Annotated in this window: 18 protein-coding genes and 1 tRNA gene; 8 read left to right on the top strand and 11 right to left on the bottom strand. The window is 69.1% G+C overall.

Translation table 11 applies throughout. The annotated features are described in order from the left end of the window. Positions 1 to 4: 4 nt before the first annotated feature. The 4 genes from NOO62_RS20565 to NOO62_RS20550 form a co-directional block, all read right to left on the bottom strand. The gene (locus NOO62_RS20565) at positions 5 to 334 is read right to left on the bottom strand and encodes a rhodanese-like domain-containing protein (protein ID WP_268775705.1); all 330 of its coding nucleotides are present in this window, start codon (positions 332 to 334) and stop codon (positions 5 to 7) included. 48 nt (positions 335 to 382) lie between these two features. Beyond that, complete coding sequence (locus NOO62_RS20560) at positions 383 to 1345, bottom strand: hypothetical protein (RefSeq protein ID WP_414930859.1); 963 nt, start codon at positions 1343 to 1345, stop codon at positions 383 to 385. Between the two features lie 69 nt (positions 1346 to 1414). Beyond that, positions 1415 to 2848: a DUF2252 domain-containing protein gene (locus NOO62_RS20555; RefSeq protein ID WP_268772349.1), complete on the bottom strand. Its 1434-nt coding sequence runs from the start codon at positions 2846 to 2848 to the stop codon at positions 1415 to 1417. 222 nt (positions 2849 to 3070) lie between these two features. Beyond that, a tRNA-Leu gene (locus NOO62_RS20550) sits at positions 3071 to 3157 on the bottom strand. Between the two features lie 500 nt (positions 3158 to 3657). Between NOO62_RS20550 and NOO62_RS20545 the strand changes: the two genes are divergently transcribed. The 6 genes from NOO62_RS20545 (at position 3658) to pknB (ending at position 11860) form a co-directional block, all read left to right on the top strand. After that, positions 3658 to 4563: an FhaA domain-containing protein gene (locus tag NOO62_RS20545; RefSeq protein WP_268772347.1), complete on the top strand. Its 906-nt coding sequence runs from the start codon at positions 3658 to 3660 to the stop codon at positions 4561 to 4563. A 10-nt stretch (positions 4564 to 4573) separates the two neighbouring features. Further along, positions 4574 to 5089: an FHA domain-containing protein gene (locus NOO62_RS20540; protein ID WP_268772346.1), complete on the top strand. Its 516-nt coding sequence runs from the start codon at positions 4574 to 4576 to the stop codon at positions 5087 to 5089. Positions 5090 to 5220: 131 nt separating this feature from the next. Continuing rightward, positions 5221 to 6780 (top strand): Stp1/IreP family PP2C-type Ser/Thr phosphatase, encoded by a 1560-nt coding sequence (locus tag NOO62_RS20535; protein WP_268772345.1) that lies wholly within the window; start codon positions 5221 to 5223, stop codon positions 6778 to 6780. A 26-nt stretch (positions 6781 to 6806) separates the two neighbouring features. Beyond that, positions 6807 to 8213: an FtsW/RodA/SpoVE family cell cycle protein gene (locus NOO62_RS20530; RefSeq protein ID WP_268772344.1), complete on the top strand. Its 1407-nt coding sequence runs from the start codon at positions 6807 to 6809 to the stop codon at positions 8211 to 8213. After that, on the top strand, positions 8210 to 9673 hold the full coding sequence (locus tag NOO62_RS20525; RefSeq protein ID WP_268772343.1) for a peptidoglycan D,D-transpeptidase FtsI family protein: 1464 nt from the start codon (positions 8210 to 8212) through the stop codon (positions 9671 to 9673). Before NOO62_RS20530 ends, NOO62_RS20525 begins: the two co-directional genes overlap by 4 nt. 168 nt (positions 9674 to 9841) lie before the next feature. Further along, positions 9842 to 11860 carry a Stk1 family PASTA domain-containing Ser/Thr kinase gene (gene pknB, locus NOO62_RS20520; protein ID WP_268772342.1) on the top strand — a complete coding sequence of 673 codons (2019 nt, stop codon included), beginning with the start codon at positions 9842 to 9844 and terminating at the stop codon, positions 11858 to 11860. Between the two features lie 86 nt (positions 11861 to 11946). Here pknB and NOO62_RS20515 read toward each other — a convergent pair whose 3' ends face one another. The 5 genes from NOO62_RS20515 to NOO62_RS20495 form a co-directional block, all read right to left on the bottom strand. Then, positions 11947 to 12681 (bottom strand): class E sortase, encoded by a 735-nt coding sequence (locus NOO62_RS20515; protein ID WP_268772341.1) that lies wholly within the window; start codon positions 12679 to 12681, stop codon positions 11947 to 11949. Between the two features lie 24 nt (positions 12682 to 12705). Further along, positions 12706 to 13902: a class E sortase gene (locus tag NOO62_RS20510; protein WP_268772340.1), complete on the bottom strand. Its 1197-nt coding sequence runs from the start codon at positions 13900 to 13902 to the stop codon at positions 12706 to 12708. Beyond that, complete coding sequence (locus NOO62_RS20505; RefSeq protein WP_268772339.1) at positions 13899 to 14558, bottom strand: aminodeoxychorismate/anthranilate synthase component II; 660 nt, start codon at positions 14556 to 14558, stop codon at positions 13899 to 13901. The genes NOO62_RS20510 and NOO62_RS20505 overlap by 4 nt, the downstream gene beginning before the upstream one ends. A 210-nt stretch (positions 14559 to 14768) precedes the next feature. Further along, complete coding sequence (locus tag NOO62_RS20500; protein WP_268775703.1) at positions 14769 to 15491, bottom strand: class E sortase; 723 nt, start codon at positions 15489 to 15491, stop codon at positions 14769 to 14771. Positions 15492 to 15515: 24 nt separating this feature from the next. Beyond that, a complete protein-coding gene (locus NOO62_RS20495) occupies positions 15516 to 16286 on the bottom strand; it encodes a DUF881 domain-containing protein (protein ID WP_268772338.1) in 771 nt (256 codons plus the stop codon). A gap of 142 nt (positions 16287 to 16428) precedes the next feature. Between NOO62_RS20495 and crgA the strand changes: the two genes are divergently transcribed. Further along, on the top strand, positions 16429 to 16686 hold the full coding sequence (gene crgA, locus NOO62_RS20490; protein ID WP_268772337.1) for a cell division protein CrgA: 258 nt from the start codon (positions 16429 to 16431) through the stop codon (positions 16684 to 16686). Between the two features lie 293 nt (positions 16687 to 16979). Here crgA and NOO62_RS20485 read toward each other — a convergent pair whose 3' ends face one another. Beyond that, positions 16980 to 17876 (bottom strand): rhomboid family intramembrane serine protease, encoded by an 897-nt coding sequence (locus NOO62_RS20485; RefSeq protein WP_268772336.1) that lies wholly within the window; start codon positions 17874 to 17876, stop codon positions 16980 to 16982. Positions 17877 to 18000: 124 nt separating this feature from the next. Beyond that, positions 18001 to 18534, bottom strand: a complete 534-nt coding sequence (locus NOO62_RS20480) for a peptidylprolyl isomerase (protein ID WP_150217405.1) — start codon at positions 18532 to 18534, stop codon at positions 18001 to 18003. 301 nt (positions 18535 to 18835) lie between these two features. Between NOO62_RS20480 and NOO62_RS20475 the strand changes: the two genes are divergently transcribed. After that, positions 18836 to 19555, top strand: coding sequence for a DUF5324 family protein (locus tag NOO62_RS20475; protein WP_268772335.1), 720 nt, complete (start codon positions 18836 to 18838; stop codon positions 19553 to 19555). Positions 19556 to 19579: the final 24 nt, after the last annotated feature.

Here is a 19579-nt window from a genome sequence, read left to right as displayed (position 1 = left end):
CCGGTCAGACCACGGTGCCCGGCTGGCCCTTGTCGTCCACCACGGGCCGCCCCGAGGCCGCCCATGCCTCCATGCCACCGGCGACGTTGAACGCCTCGATGCCCTGCTGCCCCAAGTACATGGCGACCTGCGCGGAGCGCCCGCCGGACCGGCAGATGACGTTGACCTTGCCGTCCTGCGGCGCGGCCTCGGTCAACTCGCCGTACCGGGCCACGAATTCGCTCATCGGGATGTGCAGCGCGTCCGCGGCATGCCCCGCCTGCCACTCCTCGTCCTCACGGACGTCCAGCAGAAAATCGCCACTCGTGAGGTCGTCGACGCCGACCGTGGGCACCTGAGATCCAAAAGCCATGCCCCCGACGCTACCCGAAGGCCCGCCCCGTCAGTCGCGCAGTCGCGCCAGCTCCGCCTCACGCTCGGAGACCTGCGCGAGCAGTTGCTCGGCGATCTCGTCGAGGAGCGTGTCCGGGTCGTCGGGAGCGAGCCGCAGCATGCCGCCGATCGCGCTCTCCTCCAGCTCCTTGGCGAGGACCGTCAGGAGCTCCTTGCGCTGGGCGAGCCACTCGAGCCTGGCGTACAGCTCCTCGCTACGGGTGAGCCGCGTCTCCTCGGGGACGGGGCCCGCGGCCCACTCCTCGGACAACTCCCGCAGCATCGCCTCGTCGCCACGGGCGTACGCCGCGTTGACCCGCGTGATGAACTCCTCGCGCCGCTGCCGCTCGCCCTCCTCCTGCGCCAGATCCGGGTGCGCCTTGCGGGCCAGCTCGCGGTAGAGCTTGCGGGCCTCCTCGCCGGGGCGCACCCGCTGCGGCGGCCGCACCGACTGCTCGGTGAGCATCGCGGCGGCCTCGGGGTAGAGCCCCTCGCCGTCCATCCAGCCGTGGAACAGCTCCTCGACGCCGGGCATCGGCATCACCCGGGCCCGCGCCTCCTCCGCCTTGCGCCGGTCCTCCGGGTCACCGGTGCGGGCAGCGGTGGCCTCGGCGATCTCCGCGTCCAGCTCGTCGAGGCGCGCGTACATCGGGCCGAGCTTCTGGTGGTGCAGGCGGGAGAAGTTCTCCACCTCCACGCGGAAGGTCTCCAGCGCGATCTCGTACTCGATCAGTGCCTGTTCGGCGGCGCGCACGGCCCTTTCGAGCCGTTCCTCAGGGCGTTCCCTGGGGGTCTCGTCGGCGGGACGCGGCTCACCGCGCTCTTCCGACCCGTCCGAGCGTGCCTCGGACCTCTCCCTGAGCCGTGCCTTCAGCTGCTCCTTGAGCCGCCCTTCGGAGCCCGGCTGCCGCGCTCCCTGCGAGGGAGTCTCGGGCGTCTCGGGCTGCGTCGGCTCGGCTTCCGGGGTCGTCACTCGTCCAGCCTAGGCCACACAAGGCCCGGTCCAGGAAACCCGCCCGCGCCACGCCCGGACACTCCCCTGTCACACCCCTGACTCCGCCGCCACCCGCCCCTCCTTGACCGCCCGCACCAGCAGCGCGTGATCGGCCTCCGTACGGTCCGCGTACGCCGTCGCGAACCGCGCCATCGCCTCGTCCAGCTCGTCGTTCTTCCCGCAGTACCCCGCTATGAGGCGCGGGTCCGCGCTGTGCGCGTGTGCGCGGGCCAGCAGGGCGCCGGTCATGCGGCCGTAGTCGTCCAGCTGGTCCGCTGCCAGCTCGGCCGGGTCGACGCTGCCCTTGCGGTTCCTGAACTGCCGTACCTGGAAGGGCCGTCCGCCGACCGTCGTCCACCCGAGCAGGAAGTCGCTGACGACCTGCATCCGTTTCTGGCCGAGCACCACCCGGTGCCCTTCGTGCACGGTCTCCGGCGCCTTGAAGCCGGCCACCGGCAGGTGCGGCAGCAGCACGGAGGGCCGCGTCTCCTTGACCTGGAGCACCAGCGGCTCCCCCCGGTGGTCGAGGAGCAGCACCACGTACGACCGCAGCCCGACGCTGCCCGTCCCGACGACGCGGAACGCCACATCCTGGATCGCGTACCGCGCGAGCAGCGGCAGCCTGTCCTCGGTCAGCGTGCTCCGGTACTCACCGAACGCCGCCGCCACCGAGGCGGCCTCCGCGTCCGGCACGCGCCGCAGCACGGGCGGCGCGTCGACGAAGCGGCGTCCCTCGGTGCCGTCCCCGTTCACGACCCGTTCCGTGGACTTCGCCGCGAAGCGGGCGCTGGTGTTGTGCCGCGCCTTCTCGGAGACCTGCTCCAGGGTGCCGAGGAGGTCACGCGCGTCCGTGTGGGACACCAACTGCTCGTCCGCGATGGCGTTCCACGCGTCGAGGACCGGGAGCTTGGCGAGCAGCCGCATCGTGCGGCGGTATGCCCCGACGGCGTCCAGCGCCGCCTCCTGGCAGGCGTCCTCGGCCGCGCCCGCCTCGCGCCCCGCAAGCACCAGGGACGCTGCCAGACGCTTGAGATCCCACTCCCAAGGGCCGTGCACCGTCTCGTCGAAGTCGTTCAGATCGATGACGAGACCGCCCCGCGCGTCCCCGTACAACCCGAAGTTCGCCGCATGCGCGTCACCGCATATCTGCGCGCCGATACCGGTCGACGGGGTGCGCGCGAGGTCGTACGCCATCAGGCCCGCGGACCCCCGCAGGAACGCGAACGGCGACGCCGTCATCCGGCCGACCCGGATCGGCGTGAGTTCGGGCAACCGGCTGCGGTTGGACTCCTCCACGGCGGCCACCGCGTCGGGCCGCGCACCGTCCACCTCGAACTCCGCGTGCGCGACACGCGGCACGCGCCCCCGCACCGCCTTGCCCTCCGCCTTCGGCGACCCCTGCGCGGGCCACTCGGCGAACCCCCGCACCCGCGGCAGCCGCTCGCCACGCTGCCCGGGAATCCTTCCGCTGTGCTCCACCATGTTCACCGCCCCCCGCTGGCCATCGGCCGACCACGCGTCCGGCCTCGAAGGTACCGCCGCTCGCCGACCGACGTCAGAGCCTGTGGATAACTTCGGTGACATACATCACCGCCCTCGCCAGGAAGGCACACGCGAGCTCGTGCGGGCACATGCAGTCACGCGCGGAGACAAAAAGAAGCGGCCCCCTTCCGGACTTTCGTCCGGAGGAGGACCGCTTCCTCGTGGTGCGCGAGGGGGGAGTTGAACCCCCACGCCCTTTCGGGCACTGGAACCTGAATCCAGCGCGTCTGCCTATTCCGCCACCCGCGCATGGGTGCTGTCTTTGGGTCTCTCACTGTGTGGTGCGAGCGCCTGCCGACATCCAGAAGATTAGCACGCTGCAGCGGGTGGATTCACATCCGTATTCGGCGGGCAACCGGCACCAGAAGCCTTGCCCCGGCCCAGGGCGGGGCTCATCCGCCCCACACGGCGAACCGGACCCGCCGCCACCCCGGTCCCGTATTCACCTCTCCCCGGCCGAGCTCGCCGAGGTCCACAGCCAGGTGCGGGACACTGGCTTTGGGCCCCCTCTACGATCCCTTGTAAAAGGAGGCTCGAGCAGACGTCCCGAGCAGCTGCCCGTAAGGGGCTCAAGGGCCGGAATCAGGGCTTGATCAGGGGTCCCGGAGGGTCCTTGGACGCTGGTGCGGGCATGTCTTGTGAGAGGCGACACTCGTCGACTGGGCGGACAGGGGGAACCAGCCGATTTCCCGGCGCGTGGATACGATCAGTAAGCAGTACCAGGATGACTACGACGGAGGAGGTGCCCCATGGGAGTCCTGAAGAAGTTCGAGCAGCGACTCGAAGGTCTGGTCAACGGCACCTTCGCCAAGGTGTTCAAGTCCGAGGTCCAGCCCGTCGAGATCGCCGGCGCGCTCCAGCGGGAGTGCGACAACAACGCGACGATCTGGAACCGCGAGCGGACCGTCGTCCCGAACGACTTCATCGTCGAGCTGAGCGCCCCCGACTTCGAAAGACTGAGTCCGTACTCGGGCCAGCTCGGCGACGAGCTCTCCGGCATGGTGCGTGACTACGCGAAGCAGCAGCGGTACAGCTTCATGGGCCCCATCAAGGTCCACCTGGAGAAGGCCGAGGATCTCGACACCGGCCTGTACCGCGTGCGCAGCCGCACCCTCGCCTCCAGCACCTCCCAGGCGCCCGAGCGCGCCCCCGCGGGCCCCGGCGGCCCGGCGGCCCCCGGCCGCGGCGCGGGTGGCGGCGGAGGGGCCGCGGGAGGCTTTCCGCAGCCGCCGTCCGGGGCTCCCGGGGGCGGATCTCCCGGAGGCCCACCTCCCATGCCCGCCGCGCCGCCACCCGGCGCGGGTCGCCCCGGCGGGCAGTCCCCGGCTCCGAACAGGCCCGCGGGCCCCGGTGCCGGACCACTTCCGGGCGCCCAGGTGCGGCGCTGGATCGAGATCAACGGCAATCGCCATCAGATCTCCCGCCCGACGCTGGTGCTGGGTCGCAGCACCGACGCCGATGTGCGGATCGACGACCCCGGCGTATCCCGTCGGCACTGTGAGATCCGGACCGGAACGCCCTCGACGATCCAGGATCTCGGGTCTACCAACGGCATCGTGGTAGACGGGCAGCACACCACCCGCGCTACGCTCCGCGACGGCTCGCGGATCGTCGTGGGCCAAACCACCATCGTTTACCGGCAAGCCGAAGGGTGAAGCGGGGGCAATGTCAGAGCTGACCCTGACGGTCATGCGGCTAGGTTTCCTGGCCGTTCTGTGGCTGTTCGTGATCGTGGCCGTCCAGGTCATCCGCAGCGACCTGTTCGGAACGCGCGTCACACAGCGCGGTTCCCGGCGTGAACGGCCGCAGCAGGCCGCACGCCAACAGCAGGCCGCACCCCCACAGCAGCGCCAGCAGCAGGGCGGTGGCGGCCGCTCGCGGCGCGGCGCCCCCAGCAAGCTGGTCGTCTCCGAGGGCATCCTCGCCGGGACGACGGTCGCGCTGCAGGGGCAGACCATCACGCTGGGACGTGCGCACGACTCCACGATCGTGCTGGACGACGACTATGCCTCCAGCAGGCATGCCAGGATCTACCCGGACCGTGACGGCCAGTGGATCGTCGAGGATCTCGGGTCCACCAACGGCACGTATCTCGACCGGACCCGACTCACCAGCCCGACGCCCATTCCGCTGGGCACGGCGATCCGCATCGGCAAGACCGTCATCGAGCTGCGGAAGTAGTACTACGTCATGACAGAGCGCGAGCGGAGCGAGCGAGCCGAAACGGCTGTCCAGGCACTGGACGCCGGCTCGCTCCCGACCGGAGGGTGGGCACCGTGCGGATGTACCCGGAGCCGACGGGCGAGGTGCGCATGAGTCTGTCTTTGCGCTTCGCCGCCGGATCGCACAAAGGCATGATCCGGGAGGGGAACGAGGACTCCGGTTACGCCGGGCCGCGTCTCCTCGCGATCGCCGACGGCATGGGGGGCCAAGCCGCGGGTGAGGTGGCCAGCTCCGAGGTCATCTCGACGCTCGTCACGCTCGACGACGACGTCCCGGGCTCGGACATCCTCACGTCGCTGGGCACCGCCGTGCAGCGGGCCAACGACCAGCTGCGCATGATGGTCGAGGAGGACCCCCAGCTCGAGGGCATGGGGACCACCCTGACCGCCCTCCTGTGGACGGGCCAGCGCCTCGGCCTCGTGCACGTCGGCGACTCGCGCGCGTACCTCCTCCGGGACGGCGTCCTGACGCAGATCACGCAGGACCACACCTGGGTGCAGCGCCTCGTCGACGAGGGCCGCATCACCGAGGAGGAGGCCACCACCCACCCGCAGAGGTCGCTCCTCATGCGCGCGCTGGGCAGCGGCGACCACGTGGAGCCCGATCTGTCGATCCGCGAAGTGCGCGCCGGCGACCGGTACTTGATCTGCTCGGACGGCCTCTCCGGAGTCGTCTCGCACCAGACCATGGAGGACGCCCTCGCGTCCTACCAGGGCCCCCAGGAGACCGTGCAGGAGCTCATCCAGCTCGCGCTGCGCGGCGGCGGCCCCGACAACATCACCGTGATCGTCGCCGACGTCCTGGACATCGACAGCGGCGACACCCTGGCGGGCCAGCTGTCCGACACCCCCGTGGTGGTCGGCGCGGTCGCCGAGAACCAGCTCCAGTCGCAGGACGACGGCGCGATGCAGACCCCCGCGGGCCGTGCGTCGGGCCTCGGTCGTCCGGTGCCGCCGCAGGCTCCCCAGGGAGGGGGCGGCTTCGGCCCGCCCGGCAGCGGCGACACCACGGGGTACGCCCCCGAGGGCAGCTTCGGGGCGTACGACGACGAGGACTTCGAGAAGCCCGGTAACGGCCGCAAGTGGCTCAAGAGATCCCTCTACGGAGTGCTTGCTCTCGCCGTCATCGGCGGCGGTCTCTACGGCGGCTACCGATGGACCCAGACTCAGTACTACGTGGGCACGAAGGACAAGCACGTAGCCCTGTACCGCGGTATCGACCAGGACCTCGCGTGGGTCAGCCTGTCGAAGGTCGAGAAGGATCACCCCGAGGTCGAACTCAAGTACCTGCCGCCGTACCAGCGCAAGCAGGTCGAGGCCAACATCGCCGAGGACAGTCTCGACGAGGCCAAGAGCAAGATCGACGAGCTGAGCCTCCAGGCCACCGCGTGCAAGAAGGACGCCGAGCGTCGCGAGGTCGAGCGCGAGAACAACGCCAAGACCGGCGAGGGCGAAGCGGGCGGCACCACCGGACTGCGCACCGCGCCGTCCCCCGACCCGACCTCGCCCGGCGGAGACGCCAGGACCGACGAGAACGACAAGAACAACTCGACCGACAAGAACAAGTCCAAGACCGCACCGACTCCCACACCCGGCCCCAGCCTCTCCGAGGATGAGCAGAAGCTGGTCCCGCTGTGCGGTAAGCAGTAAGCAGCCGTTGGGGGCCTCTGCACGCCATGAGCAGTAGTACTACACACACGTCGACGATCGGCGCGATCGGAGCGCCGAGCAGGCGCAACACCGAGCTCGCGCTGCTCGCGTTCGCCGTCGTCATCCCGCTGTTCGCCTACATGAACGTGGGCCTCGCGCTCGACGGCAAGGTGCCCACGGGCATGCTCGGCTACGGCCTGGGCCTCGGCCTACTGGCCGGCGTCGGGCACATCGTGGTGCGCAAGTTCGCCGCGTACGCCGACCCGCTGCTCCTTCCGCTGGCGACGCTGCTCAACGGCCTCGGCCTGGTGATCATCTGGCGGCTCGACCAGTCGGAGAAGCTCCAGCAGCGGGACAACTTCATCCAGGCCGCGCCGAACCAGCTGAAGTACTCGGCGATCGGCGTCGCGCTCTTCGTGGGCGTGCTGCTGCTGCTCAAGGACCACCGCGTCCTGCAGCGCTACACGTACATCTCCATGGTCGGCGCCCTGGTCCTGCTGCTCCTGCCGCTCGTGCCGGGCCTCGGCATGAACGTGTTCGGCGCCAAGATCTGGATCCGCATCGGCTCGTTCTCCATCCAGCCGGGCGAGTTCGCGAAGATCGTCATCGCGATCTTCTTCGCCGGGTACCTGATGGTGAAGCGCGACGCGCTCGCCCTGGCCAGCCGCCGCTTCATGGGTCTCTACCTCCCGCGCGGACGCGACCTCGGCCCGATCGTGATGGTCTGGGCGATGTCCATCCTCATCCTGGTCTTCGAGACCGACCTCGGTACGTCGCTGCTGTTCTTCGGCATGTTCGTCGTGATGCTCTACGTGGCCACGGAGCGCACCAGCTGGATCGTGTTCGGTCTGCTGATGTCCGCCGTCGGCGCCGTCGGTGTGGCCTCGTTCGAGCCCCACGTGCAGCAGCGTGTGGACGCCTGGCTCAACCCGTTCTCCGACTCGACGCTCGCCCAGACCGACCAGATCGCCCAGTCGCTGATGGCCTTCGGCTCCGGCGGCGTCCTCGGCACCGGCCTCGGCCAGGGCAACTCCGACCTCATCGGCTTCGCCGCCAACTCCGACTTCATCCTCGCCACCTTCGGTGAGGAAATGGGTCTCGCCGGTGTGATGGCGATCCTGCTCATCTACGGCCTGATCGTCGAGCGCGGCGTCCGCACGGCGCTCGCCGCCCGCGACCCGTTCGGCAAGCTCCTCGCGATCGGTCTCTCCGGAGCCTTCGCCATCCAGGTCTTCGTCGTCTCCGGCGGCGTCATGGGCCTGATCCCGCTGACGGGTATGACCATGCCCTTCCTGGCATACGGCGGTTCCTCCGTCATCGCCAACTGGGCCCTGGTCGGCATCCTGATCCGGATCAGCGACACCGCGCGCCGTCCCGCCCCGTCCCCCGCCCCGAACCCCGACGCCGAAATGACCCAGGTGGTCCGACCGTGAACAAGCCCCTGCGCCGGATCGCGATCTTCTGCGGGCTGCTCGTCCTCGCCCTGCTCGCCCGGGACAACTGGCTCCAGTACGTGCAGGCCGACTCCCTGGCCAAGCACGAGAAGAACCGCCGCGTCACCATCGAGCGCTACGCCCAGCCGCGCGGCGACATCATCGTCGACGGCAAGCCCATCACCGGCTCCAAGTCCACCCCGGGCAGCGACCTCAAGTACAAGCGCACTTGGAAGGACGGGCCCATGTGGGCCCCCGTCACCGGGTACTCGTCGCAGCGCATCGGTGCCACCCAGCTGGAGAGCATCGACGACGGCATTCTCACCGGCAACGACGACCGGCTCTTCTTCCGCCGCACGCTCGACATGCTGACCGGGGAGAAGAAGGAGGGCGGCAATGTCGTCACGACCCTCAACGGCGCCGCCCAGAAGGCCGCGTACGACGGCCTGAAGGGCCGCGGCAAGGGCGCGGTCGCCGCGATCGACCCGTCCACGGGCGCGATCCTGGCGCTGGCGTCCACTCCCTCGTACGACCCGGGAGACTTCGCCGGCAACACCAACGACGAGGCCCAGAAGTTCCTCGACCTCGACAAGAGCAAGGACAAACCGCTGGTCAACCGCGCACTGCGCGAGACCTACCCGCCCGGCTCCACCTTCAAGGTGGTCACGGCGGCGGCCGCCCTGGAGCACGGCCTGTACGACGGCATCGACGAGAAGACGGACTCCCCGCTGCCGTGGACGATGCCGAACACCACGCAGCCGCTGAAGAACGAGGGCGACCTGCCCTGCAAGAACGCCTCGATGCGTGAGGCGCTGCGGGTCTCCTGCAACACCGTCTTCGGCAAGATCGGCTCCGATCTCGGCAAGGACAAGATGCTGGAGACGGCGAAGAAGTTCGGCTTCAACGAGCAGCAGTTCGTCCCGGTCCGCTCCAACGCCTCCAACTTCCCCGAGGAGATGGACCGACCGCAGACCGCGCTGTCCTCCATCGGCCAGTTCGAGACCGCCGCGACCCCGCTGCAGATGGCCATGGTCGCTTCCGCGATCGCCAACGACGGCACGCTCATGGAGCCGTACATGGTCAGCGAGCTGCAGGCGCGCAACCTCGACGTGGTCGAGAAGCACTCGCCGAAGGAGATGAGCGAGCCGCTCTCGAAGGAGAACGCGCAGAAACTCCAGGAAATGATGGAGACGGTCGTCAAGTCCGGCACCGGAACCATGGCGCAGATCCCCGGCGTCACCGTCGGCGGCAAGACGGGTACGGCACAGCACGGCGTCGCGAACAGCAAGAACCCGTACGCCTGGTTCATCTCGTACGCGAAGACGGACTCCGGGTCGCCGGTCGCCGTCGCCGTGGTGGTCGAGGACAGCGACGCCAGCCGCCAGGACATCTCCGGCGGCGGCCTCGCCGCACCGATCGCCAAGAACGTGATGAAGGCAGTCATCGACAGCAAGAAGTGACCCCCGTCACGGCCCCTCCACATCGGTGCACGTTGCGGTACCGGTCCGGTATCGGGTGACGGTCGCGGCCGGGTCACGTAAGTGGAGCCGGGTACCGTATGCCCGGACAGCACACCGCCGGACCACACAACGGTGCGGTCGGGACCGACGGAGAGGGCTGGATTAGCTATGGAAGAGCCGCGTCGCCTCGGCGGCCGGTACGAGCTGGGCCAGGTGCTCGGCCGTGGTGGCATGGCCGAGGTGTACCTCGCGCACGACACTCGGCTCGGCCGCACCGTGGCGGTGAAGACGCTGCGGGTGGACCTCGCGCGCGACCCGTCCTTCCAGGCCCGGTTCCGCCGTGAGGCCCAGTCGGCCGCCTCGCTGAACCACCCGGCGATCGTCGCGGTCTACGACACCGGCGAGGACTACGTGGACGGGGTCTCGATCCCGTACATCGTGATGGAGTACGTCGACGGCTCCACGCTGCGTGAGCTGCTTCACTCGGGCCGCAAGCTGCTGCCCGAGCGGGCCATGGAGATGACGATCGGCATCCTCCAGGCCCTGGAGTACTCGCACCGCAACGGCATCGTGCACCGCGACATCAAGCCGGCGAACGTCATGCTGACGCGCAACGGCCAGGTCAAGGTCATGGACTTCGGCATCGCCCGCGCGATGGGCGAGTCCGGCATGACGATGACGCAGACCGCAGCGGTCATCGGCACGGCGCAGTACCTCTCGCCGGAGCAGGCCAAGGGCGAGCAGGTCGACGCCCGCTCCGACCTCTACTCCACCGGCTGTCTCCTCTACGAACTGCTCACCGTCCGGCCGCCCTTCGTGGGCGACTCCCCGGTCGCCGTGGCCTACCAGCACGTACGTGAGGAGCCGCAGGCCCCGAGCGTCTTCGACGGCGAGATCACGCCGGAGATGGACGCCATCGTCCTGAAGGCCCTCACCAAGGACCCGGACTACCGCTACCAGTCGGCCGACGAGATGCGCGCCGACATCGAGGCCTGCCTCGACGGCCAGCCCGTCGCCGCCACCGCAGCCATGGGCGCGGTGGGCTACGGCGGCAATCCGGACGACCAGCAGACCGCCATGCTCCGCCCGCAGAACGGCGGGGGCCAGACCTCCATGCTCCCGCCGGTCAACCCGGACGACGGGGGCTACGGCTACGACGAGGGCCGCGGCCGCCGTCAGAAGAAGAGCAACATCTCGACGTGGCTGCTCGTCCTCGCCGGCATCCTCGTCCTGGTGGGCGCGATCCTCATCGGGAAGTCCGTCTTCGGCGGGGACGGCGGGGGTGACGGGACGATCAAGGCCCCGAAGCTCGTCGGCGAGTCCGAGGCCGAGGCCAAGAGGTCCGCCACGAACGTCGGCCTGAAGTTTGAGGTCGGCGAGCGCAAGCGGTGCGCCAAGTTCCCGAAGGGCGAGGTCTGCGACCAGGACCCCGGAGTGAACGCCGACGTCAAGAAGGGCGACACCATCACGGTGACCGTCTCGACGGGCTCGCCGAAGATCACCGTCCCGGACGTGCAGGGCCTCAGCTACGAAGTCGCCGAGAAGCAGCTCCAGGACAAGGGCTTCACCAACATCGAGAAGGCGACCGAGGAGTCCGACCGGACCCCCAACAAGGTCATCCGGCAGAACCCCGAGGGCGACACCAAGGCGGAGAAGAGCGAGAAGATCACGCTCACCGTCGCCAAGGAGAAGAAGCAGGAGACCGTCCCGGACGTCGCAGGACTCGACTACGACGCGGCCGCGAAGCAGATCACGGACAGCGGCTTCACTCCGGCCCGCCAGGACGTCGCCAGCGAGGACGTCGATGAGGGCAAGGTCATCAAGACCACGCCCGGGGCAGGTACGCCCGCCGACCCCGGCTCCACGGTCAACGTCCAGGTCGCCAAGGCGGCCGAAGAGGCCACGGTGCCGCCTCTCACCGGCCAGAAGCTGAAGGACGCGCGCAAGGCCATCGAGGACGCGGGGCTGAGCGTCGGCACCATCCAGGGCCCGCAGGACGACGACGCCCTCGTGGTCCTGTCCACGCCCAACGCCGGTGAGAAGGCGGAGCCCGGCACGGCGGTCAACCTGACCACCGCGGGCGGCGGCGGAGACAACGGCATCGGCGGCGGGGACGGTGGAGGCGGCATCGTCGGCGGCCTGACCAACGGCAACAACGGCCACCGCGACGACCACTGGTGGGACTGACCCGACCCGCCCGTGACGCACACGGAGAAGCCCCGGCACCGCTCAGCGGTACCGGGGCTTCTGCGTTGCTGCCTCTGTTGTCCGGGCTACTTCAGCTCCGCCGGAGGCGTCCGCTTGCTGTCCACCTTCTCGATGCGCTCCAGCTCACCCCACACGACGTACCGGTAGCGGGAGGTGTAGACGGGCGTGCAGGTCGTCAGCGTGATGTAGCGGCCCGGCTTCTTCACGCCCGATTCCTTGGGGACGGGGTTCAGGACCTTCACGTTGTACTTCGAGGTCTCGGGCAGCGTCGCGTAGACCTTGTAGACGTACCACTTGTCCCGGGACTCGTAGACGATCGCGTCGCCCTTTTCGATCTTGTCGATCTTGTGGAACTTCGCGCCGTGCCCGTCGCGGTGCGCGGCCAGCGTGAAGTTGCCTTCCTTGTCCTCGGGCAGCGCCGACTTGACCGGGTCCTTGTAGTAACCGGCCACGCCGTCGTTGAGGATCTTGTTGCCCGTACCCGCCTTGACCAGCACCTCGCCGCTGCCCATCGCCGGTACGTGCAGGAAGCCGATGCCGTCCTTGGTGTCGATGGAGCCGGGGCCGCTCGCCCAGTGGTCACGCACGCGGTCGCCCTGTTTGTGCGCCTCGCGGTCCGCTATGACGTTGGTCCACCACAGGGAGTAGACGACGAAGAGACCGAGCACGAGGCCCGCGGTGATGAGAAGTTCACCGAAGACGCTGACCGCCGTGGCGATGGGACCGCGGCCGCGGCGCCGTGGTGCGGGGGCCGGCGCGGGCGCCTCGTCCTGCTTCTCGTCATCGGTCGTGGCTGCCACTGGTTCCGCCCCGTTCTCACCGTTCTAGTTCACGAGCGCGCTCGGTTTGCCCTTGTCGCGCGGTCGCTCCTCGACCATCTTGCCCCAGACGATCATTCGATACTTACTCGTGAATTCCGGGGTGCAGGTGGTCAGTGTGATGTACCGGCCGGGTTTGGTGAAGCCCGAACCCGGCGGCACGGGGCCGATCACACTCGTGTTGCTGGGCGCGGTCTGCGGCAGGATGCTCGCCATCTTGTAGACGAAGTACGTGTCCTGCGTCTCGACGACGATCGGGTCGCCCGGCTCCAGGCGGTTGATGTAGCGGAACGGCTCGCCGTGCGTGTTCCGGTGGCCCGCGACCGCGAAGTTGCCCTTCTCCGCCTCCGGCATCGCGGTCTTGGTGGCGCCTTCGTTGTAGTGGCCGACCATGCCGCGGTCGAGGACCTGCTGCTTGTCGATGCCCTCGGCGACCGGCACGACGACGTCCAGGCGCGGAATGTGGAGGAGAGCGAAGCCCTGTCCCGGCTCGAAGCTGCCGGGCTTGCCCTTGCCCTGCGCCCAGCTCTCCTGGAGGTCGTGCGCGGCTCCGTCGGCCTGCTGCTGGGCACGGATGTTCGTCCACCAGAGCTGGTACGTGACGAAGAGGAGCATCAGGACGCCGACCGTGATGAAGACCTCGCCGAGCCCCCGGCTGATCACCGCGCCCGGGGACGGCCTGCGGGCACGCTCCGCGCGGCGGGCCTCGACGCGCGACAGGGGGGCGGCACTCGGCGGCGACTCCGCGGGGCGCCTGCCGCCCTTCTTGGCGGCCTTGCGGCGGGCGGCCCGGCCTTCGGTGGGGTCTGGTTGCGCTATTCGCCGCGTGTCGGCGGTCCGCAGGCCCACGGTCTCGTCGTCGGGTACGGGAGCGGGCTGTTCCGGGACGTAGGCACCGTACAGCTGCTCGTACGTGGGCTCGGCGTCGTACCGCTCCTGTTCCCGCGGCTCGGCGGGCGTCTGCGGCTCGGCAGTCCCCTGTGGTCGGGCGGGTGCCTGCTGCTCGGCCGATGTCTGCTGCTCCGGCTCCGCGCTGCCGCTGCCGCTGCGGAACCACGGTGAGGGGTGCTGCCCCGGCAACGGATCCGTCAGGGGGTCCTCCAGGTGATCGACCGCCGCCTCGAACGCACCGTCGTCCCCGTACGCGTCACTCGCGTCGTACGGGGCTCCGGAGGAGTCGCGCTCGGGGCGCAGGTCCGTCACGCCGTGGCCCTGCCCACCACCGGGGCGAGCCCGCTCGATCGGGCGACGGCTCCGGTGTCGCCGCACTCCACCAGCCAGTTGGCCAGCATGAGGTGGCCGTGCTCGGTCAGCACGGACTCCGGGTGGAACTGGACGCCCTCGACCGCGAGTTCCCGGTGGCGCAGGCCCATGATGATGCCGTCCTCCGTGCGCGCGGTGACCTCCAGGTCGGCCGGGACGGTGGTGGGCTCGGCGGCGAGCGAGTGGTAGCGGGTCGCGGTGAACGGGGACGGCAGACCGGCGAAGACGCCCTTGCCCTCGTGGCGGACGAGCGAGGTCTTGCCGTGCAGGAGCTCGGGGGCGCGGTCCACCACTCCGCCGTACGCCACGGCCATGGACTGCATGCCGAGGCAGACGCCGAAGACGGGCACGGCGGTGGTGGCGCAGTGGCGCACCATCTCGACGCAGACGCCCGCCTGCTCCGGGGTGCCGGGGCCGGGCGACAGCAGTACGCCGTCGAAGCCGTCCTGCGCGTGCCGCAGCTCGACCTCGTCGTTGCGCAGGACCTCGCACTCGGCGCCCAGCTGGTACAGGTACTGGACGAGGTTGAAGACGAAGCTGTCGTAGTTGTCCACGACGAGAATGCGGCTGCGGCTGGGGCCGCCGGCGGCGCTCACTGGCCGTCCACGGTGACGTCGTTGAAGGGCAGCAGCGGCTCCGCCCACGGGAAGACGTACTGGAACAGCACATAGACCACCGCGAGGACGAGCACCAGGGAAACCAGTGCCCTCACCCATGCGTTTCCCGGCAGATGCCGCCAGATCCAGCCGTACATGCCGTCCCTTCCGTCGCGTACGGCGGGGCCTCCCTCGCCGTACCGCACCAGACTAACGGCGCAGTGCCTCCGGTTTCCCGGCCTCCACGGGCTGGGTCGCGTCCAGATGTGCCCAGACGATCAGCCGGTGACTGTGGCCCCACTCTGGTTCACAGGTCGTAAGGGTGAGGTAACGGCCCGGGCCGTCATAGCCGGATCTGCGCGGCACGGGATCAATGACGTCGATGTCGCCGGGGAGCGTCCTGTAGGGCTTCCTGTCGATGCGGTACGTGAACCAGGTCGCGCCGTCGGTGAGGACCACGGCGTCGTCGGGGCGCAGTTCCGGGAAGTCCTTGAAGGGGTCGCCGTAGGTGCGGCGGTGGCCCGCCACGGCGAAGTTGCCCTTCTGGCCGAGGCGGGCCGTGGAGGCGTAGTGGCCGAGGCCCTTCTTGAGGACGTCGGTGCCGGTGCCGTGGAGCACGGGCTTGTTCCACGTGAAACCGAACCGCGGGATGTACATGACGGCGAAGGCTTTGCCGTCCTTGTAGGGGGCGGGTTCGTCCAACGAGCCCGGAGAGGAGTCCGGAGAGGAGTCCGGCGGGGTCCCGGTGGGCTTGTCGTCCGCCCCCGTGGAGACCGCGCCCCGCGCCCACCGGTCCTGCAACTCGTCGATCTGGCTGTCCATGGCGCTGTCGGCCTTCACACCGGTCCAGAACAGGACGTACACGACGAAGAGCACGATCAGCGTCCCGACGGTGATGCACAGTTCGCTGAACGTCCTGACGAGCACGCGCACGGACACGGGTCCCCCCAGGTGCGGCTACTCCGCGGGCTTCGCGTAGTGGAGATCCACTGTGCCCGAGTAGCCGGGAAGAGTCACCGCTCCGTCGTCGTCCACTTTCCAGCCGAGACCGTACGCGTTGACGTAGAGCATGTAGTTCTGGATCTCGGGGGAGGCCGCGAGGGCGGTCCTGAGCTTGTCGGGGTCGCCGACCGCGGTCACCTTGTACGGCGGGGAGTAGACGCGGCCCTGGAGGATCAGGGTGTTGCCGACGCAGCGCACGGCGCTCGTGGAGATCAGGCGCTGATCCATGACCTTGATGCCCTTGGCGCCGCCCTTCCAGAGGGCGTTGACCACGGCCTGGAGGTCCTGCTGGTGGATGACCAGGTCGTTGGGCTGGGGCTCGGGGTAGCCGGGGAGCTTGGCGGTGGCGTTGGGCGGGGCGTCGGCGAGGGTGACCGTGACCGCCTTGCCGTTGAGCTTCTTGGTGCCGGCGTTCTCCTCCAGCGCGTCGAGCCGGGCGTCGTCCGCCTTGGTGCCGCCGCCGTCTCGCTGGGCGAGCGACTCGACGTCGTCGCGCAGCGTTCCGTTGGACTCGTCGAGGGCGCCGTTCTTGTGGCTGCGCTCCTGAATGAGGTCGGAGAGTTTCAGCAGCGAGGCATCGGTACGAATGTTGGTGCCCTTGGCCGTGTTGAAACTGGTGAAGAAGATCAGCCCGGCGAGAGCGAAAACAGCACCCGTAAGCACCCGAACCGGACGCCATCGGGGGCGCCGAACGGGACCTTTGTGGGAGTCGGCAGAATTGCTCAACGTACCCTTATCTCCTTCGACGCCGCGGAAGCACTACGCTAACGGACGCCCGGGGGAGGCTTCAGCTCCCCGTGACGTCCCGCCCGGCGCCAGACAACAGTTACCTGCGCGGCCACGCAGCGCATCGACAGGAGAGACCCTCGTGCCGAAGTCACGTATCCGCAAGAAGGCAGACGACTACACGCCGCCGCCCGCGAAGAAGGCGACGACCATCAAGCTGACGAATCGCAGCTGGGTGGCTCCGGTGATGCTGGCGATGTTCCTCATCGGCCTCGCCTGGATCGTCGTCTTCTACGTCACGGACGGAAAGCTGCCGATCGATCCGCTGGGCAACTGGAACATCGTGGTGGGCTTCGGCTTCATCGCCGCGGGGTTCGGCGTCTCCACCCAGTGGAAGTAGGCTTCCCCGGCTGAGGCAGGCCTGGTCCTGCCTCAGCTTCCGCATGCCCCGAACCCCCTGCTCCGACGCAAGCCTTGCCCTGAGTTATCCACAGCGCTATCCACATGGGGAAAAGGTCTGAAGATCTGTGGATAACCTTCGGCCGGTTGACGCCGGTGTGACTGGCCGACCGGAACTCTGTTCGCCGCGTGCCCCTTGTCCTTCCTGGGGAAACCCAGGTCAGCGACAGGGGGCACGGTTGTTCCCCACAGCATGCACAAGATCCGGCACACGCTGTGGACAACGTCAGTACGTCAGGTGAGCTCGGCGGTCCTCATGACGACCATGACCACCGTCGCGAGCAGCACCAGCGCACAGCTGCCGTACTGGATGAGGTTCCGCCGCTCGCGGGGCGCGTGCACCATCGCGTAGCCGACGATGAGACCGCCGACGAGCCCGCCCACGTGCGCCTGCCAGGCGATGTTGGGCCAGAAGATGGTGATCATCATGTTGATCACAAGCAGCGCGATGACCGGCCGCAGGTCGTAGTTCAGCCGCTTCATCAGAATGGCGGTCGCACCGAAGAGGCCGAAGATGGCGCCGGACGCTCCGACGGAGCCCACGTTCGGCTCCGCGAGCAGATACGTCAGCGCGCTGCCCGCGAGACCCGACGCCGCATACAGCGCGAGGTAGCGGACGCGGCCGAGTGCGGCTTCCAGCGGGCCGCCGATCCACCACAGGCTGAGCATGTTGAACGCGATGTGCATGTAGCTGCTGTGCAGGAACATCGACGTCACCAGGCGGTACCACTGGCCCTCGGCGACGCCCTCGACCGTGCCGAACTCCGGGACGTAGGCCCGGCCCAGCAGGGAGAACCGGTCGGTGAAGCTGTCCCCCACTGAAAGCTGCACGAGGAACAGGGCGAGGTTCAACCCCACCAGGATCTTGGTGACCAGGCGCGGGTCGGCGGCGACCGTGCCACCCGCGACCGTGCGCGGCTGGTTGGCGGTCGGCGCGTGGCCCGTGCCCGAACCGCCACGGACGCACTCGGGGCACTGGAAGCCGACCGAGGCGCTGACCATGCATTCGGGGCAGATGGGGCGCTCGCAGCGCGTGCAGGTGATGCCGGTCTCACGGTCCGGGTGCCGGTAGCAGGAGGGCACGTCCGCCGCCCCTTGTGGCTCCTCCGGGCTGCCTGGCGCCTGGTCCATGGGGTCCCCTCAATCTCCGTACGAAGGCACTGCGACGGCACACGTGGCAACGCGCCGCCCCGCCCTTCCTTACGGATGGGCGGGGCGGTTTGGTTCCCTCGCGGAACGCGCGGGTACGCGCAGGTCAGGCGTCGCGGGTCTCGATGACCACGGACTCGATGACCACGTCGTTGACCGGGCGGTCGGTGCGCGGGTTGGTCTGGGTGCCCCCGATGGCGTCCACGACCTTCTTGCTGGCGTCGTTGGTGACCTCGCCGAAGATCGTGTGCTTGCGGGTCAGCCACGCCGTCGGCGAGACAGTCACGAAGAACTGCGAGCCGTTGGTGCCCGGACCGGCGTTGGCCATCGCCAGCAGGTACGGCTTGTCGAAGGCGAGGTCCGGGTGGAACTCGTCCTCGAACTCGTAGCCGGGGCCACCGGTGCCGTTGCCCAGCGGGTCGCCGCCCTGGATCATGAAACCGCTGATCACCCGGTGGAAGACGGTGCCGTCGTACAGGCGGTCCGAGGTCTTCTTGCCGGTCGCGGGGTGGACCCACTCGCGCTCGCCCTGAGCGAGCTCAACAAAGTTCTTGACCGTCTTGGGCGCGTGGTTCGGCAGAAGCCGGACCTCGATGTCGCCCTGGTTGGTCTTCAGGGTGGCGTAAAGCTGCTCAGCCACGATCTGCCTTCCGTTGTCTTCTGTGACACCCCGATCCTCGCACGGACCGGATTGGGACGAGTAGCCACCGACCGGGCGCGCACCGGAGGGATCCGTGGCATTGTCGGCCGGGAGCTCTCCGCCGCAGAGATTTTGCCTGGTTCAGAGACTGAAACGCGCGAAAACAGGAACTCAGAATGCCGGGGTCAGCTTCCATGACCCGGATGCCCGCCCTCGCATGTCATCGGAGCGATCCGAAAGGCATGATCCCTGAAAGGGTGGAAAGGTGACATACCTATACGCCACCGAGGAGGAGGATCCCGTGACCCGCATCGACAGCGTGCGCGCCGCGACCGGCTCGGCCAAGGACAGCGTGCGTCACGCCGCGGACGCGGTGGCACCTTACGCCGACACGGCCAAGGACCGGGCCACTCATTACGCCCACGAAGCGCGCGTACGCATCGCACCCAAGGTGTCTTCTGCTGCCCAGCAGGCCGCCGAACAGGCCCGCGTGCAGTACGGCGCCCACGTCGCCCCCCGTGTCGAGCAGGCCCGCACCCATGTGCCGCCGAAGGTCGACCACGCCGCACACGAAGCCGCCGCCCGTACCCGCAAGGCCGCCCGCCAGGCCGCCGACTACTCCAGGCCCCGCATCGAGCAGGCGGTCGCCGCCGCGCAGCCCGTCCGCGAGGAGGCCACGTCCCGTGGCACGGCGGCTCTCGCCGCGCTGCGCGGTCAGGTCTCGGCGGGAGAGATCCAGCGTCTGGTACGCAAGCACGAGCGCAGGGCCAAGAGGGGCCGCCTCGTCAAGCGGCTCGCTGTCCTCGGCCTGCTCGCCGGCGGTGCCGTGGCCGCGTGGAAGTGGTGGGACAAGCAGGCCAACCCCGACTGGCTGGTCGAGCCGCCCGCGGCCACGGAGGTGCCCGACAGCACGCCGCTGACCTCGGTCGACGGCAGCGGTCAGGCCGCCCTCGACCCCGAGGTGCAGGCCAAGCAGGCGGAGGCCGAGGCCGAAGCGACCGACCGGGACAAGCGCGGCTGACGCCGTCTACGACGTCGTGGGGCG

Source organism: Streptomyces sp. Je 1-369, from assembly GCF_026810505.1.
Classification (GTDB): Bacteria; Actinomycetota; Actinomycetes; order Streptomycetales; family Streptomycetaceae; genus Streptomyces.
This window is presented reverse-complemented; position numbering and strand designations above follow the sequence as displayed.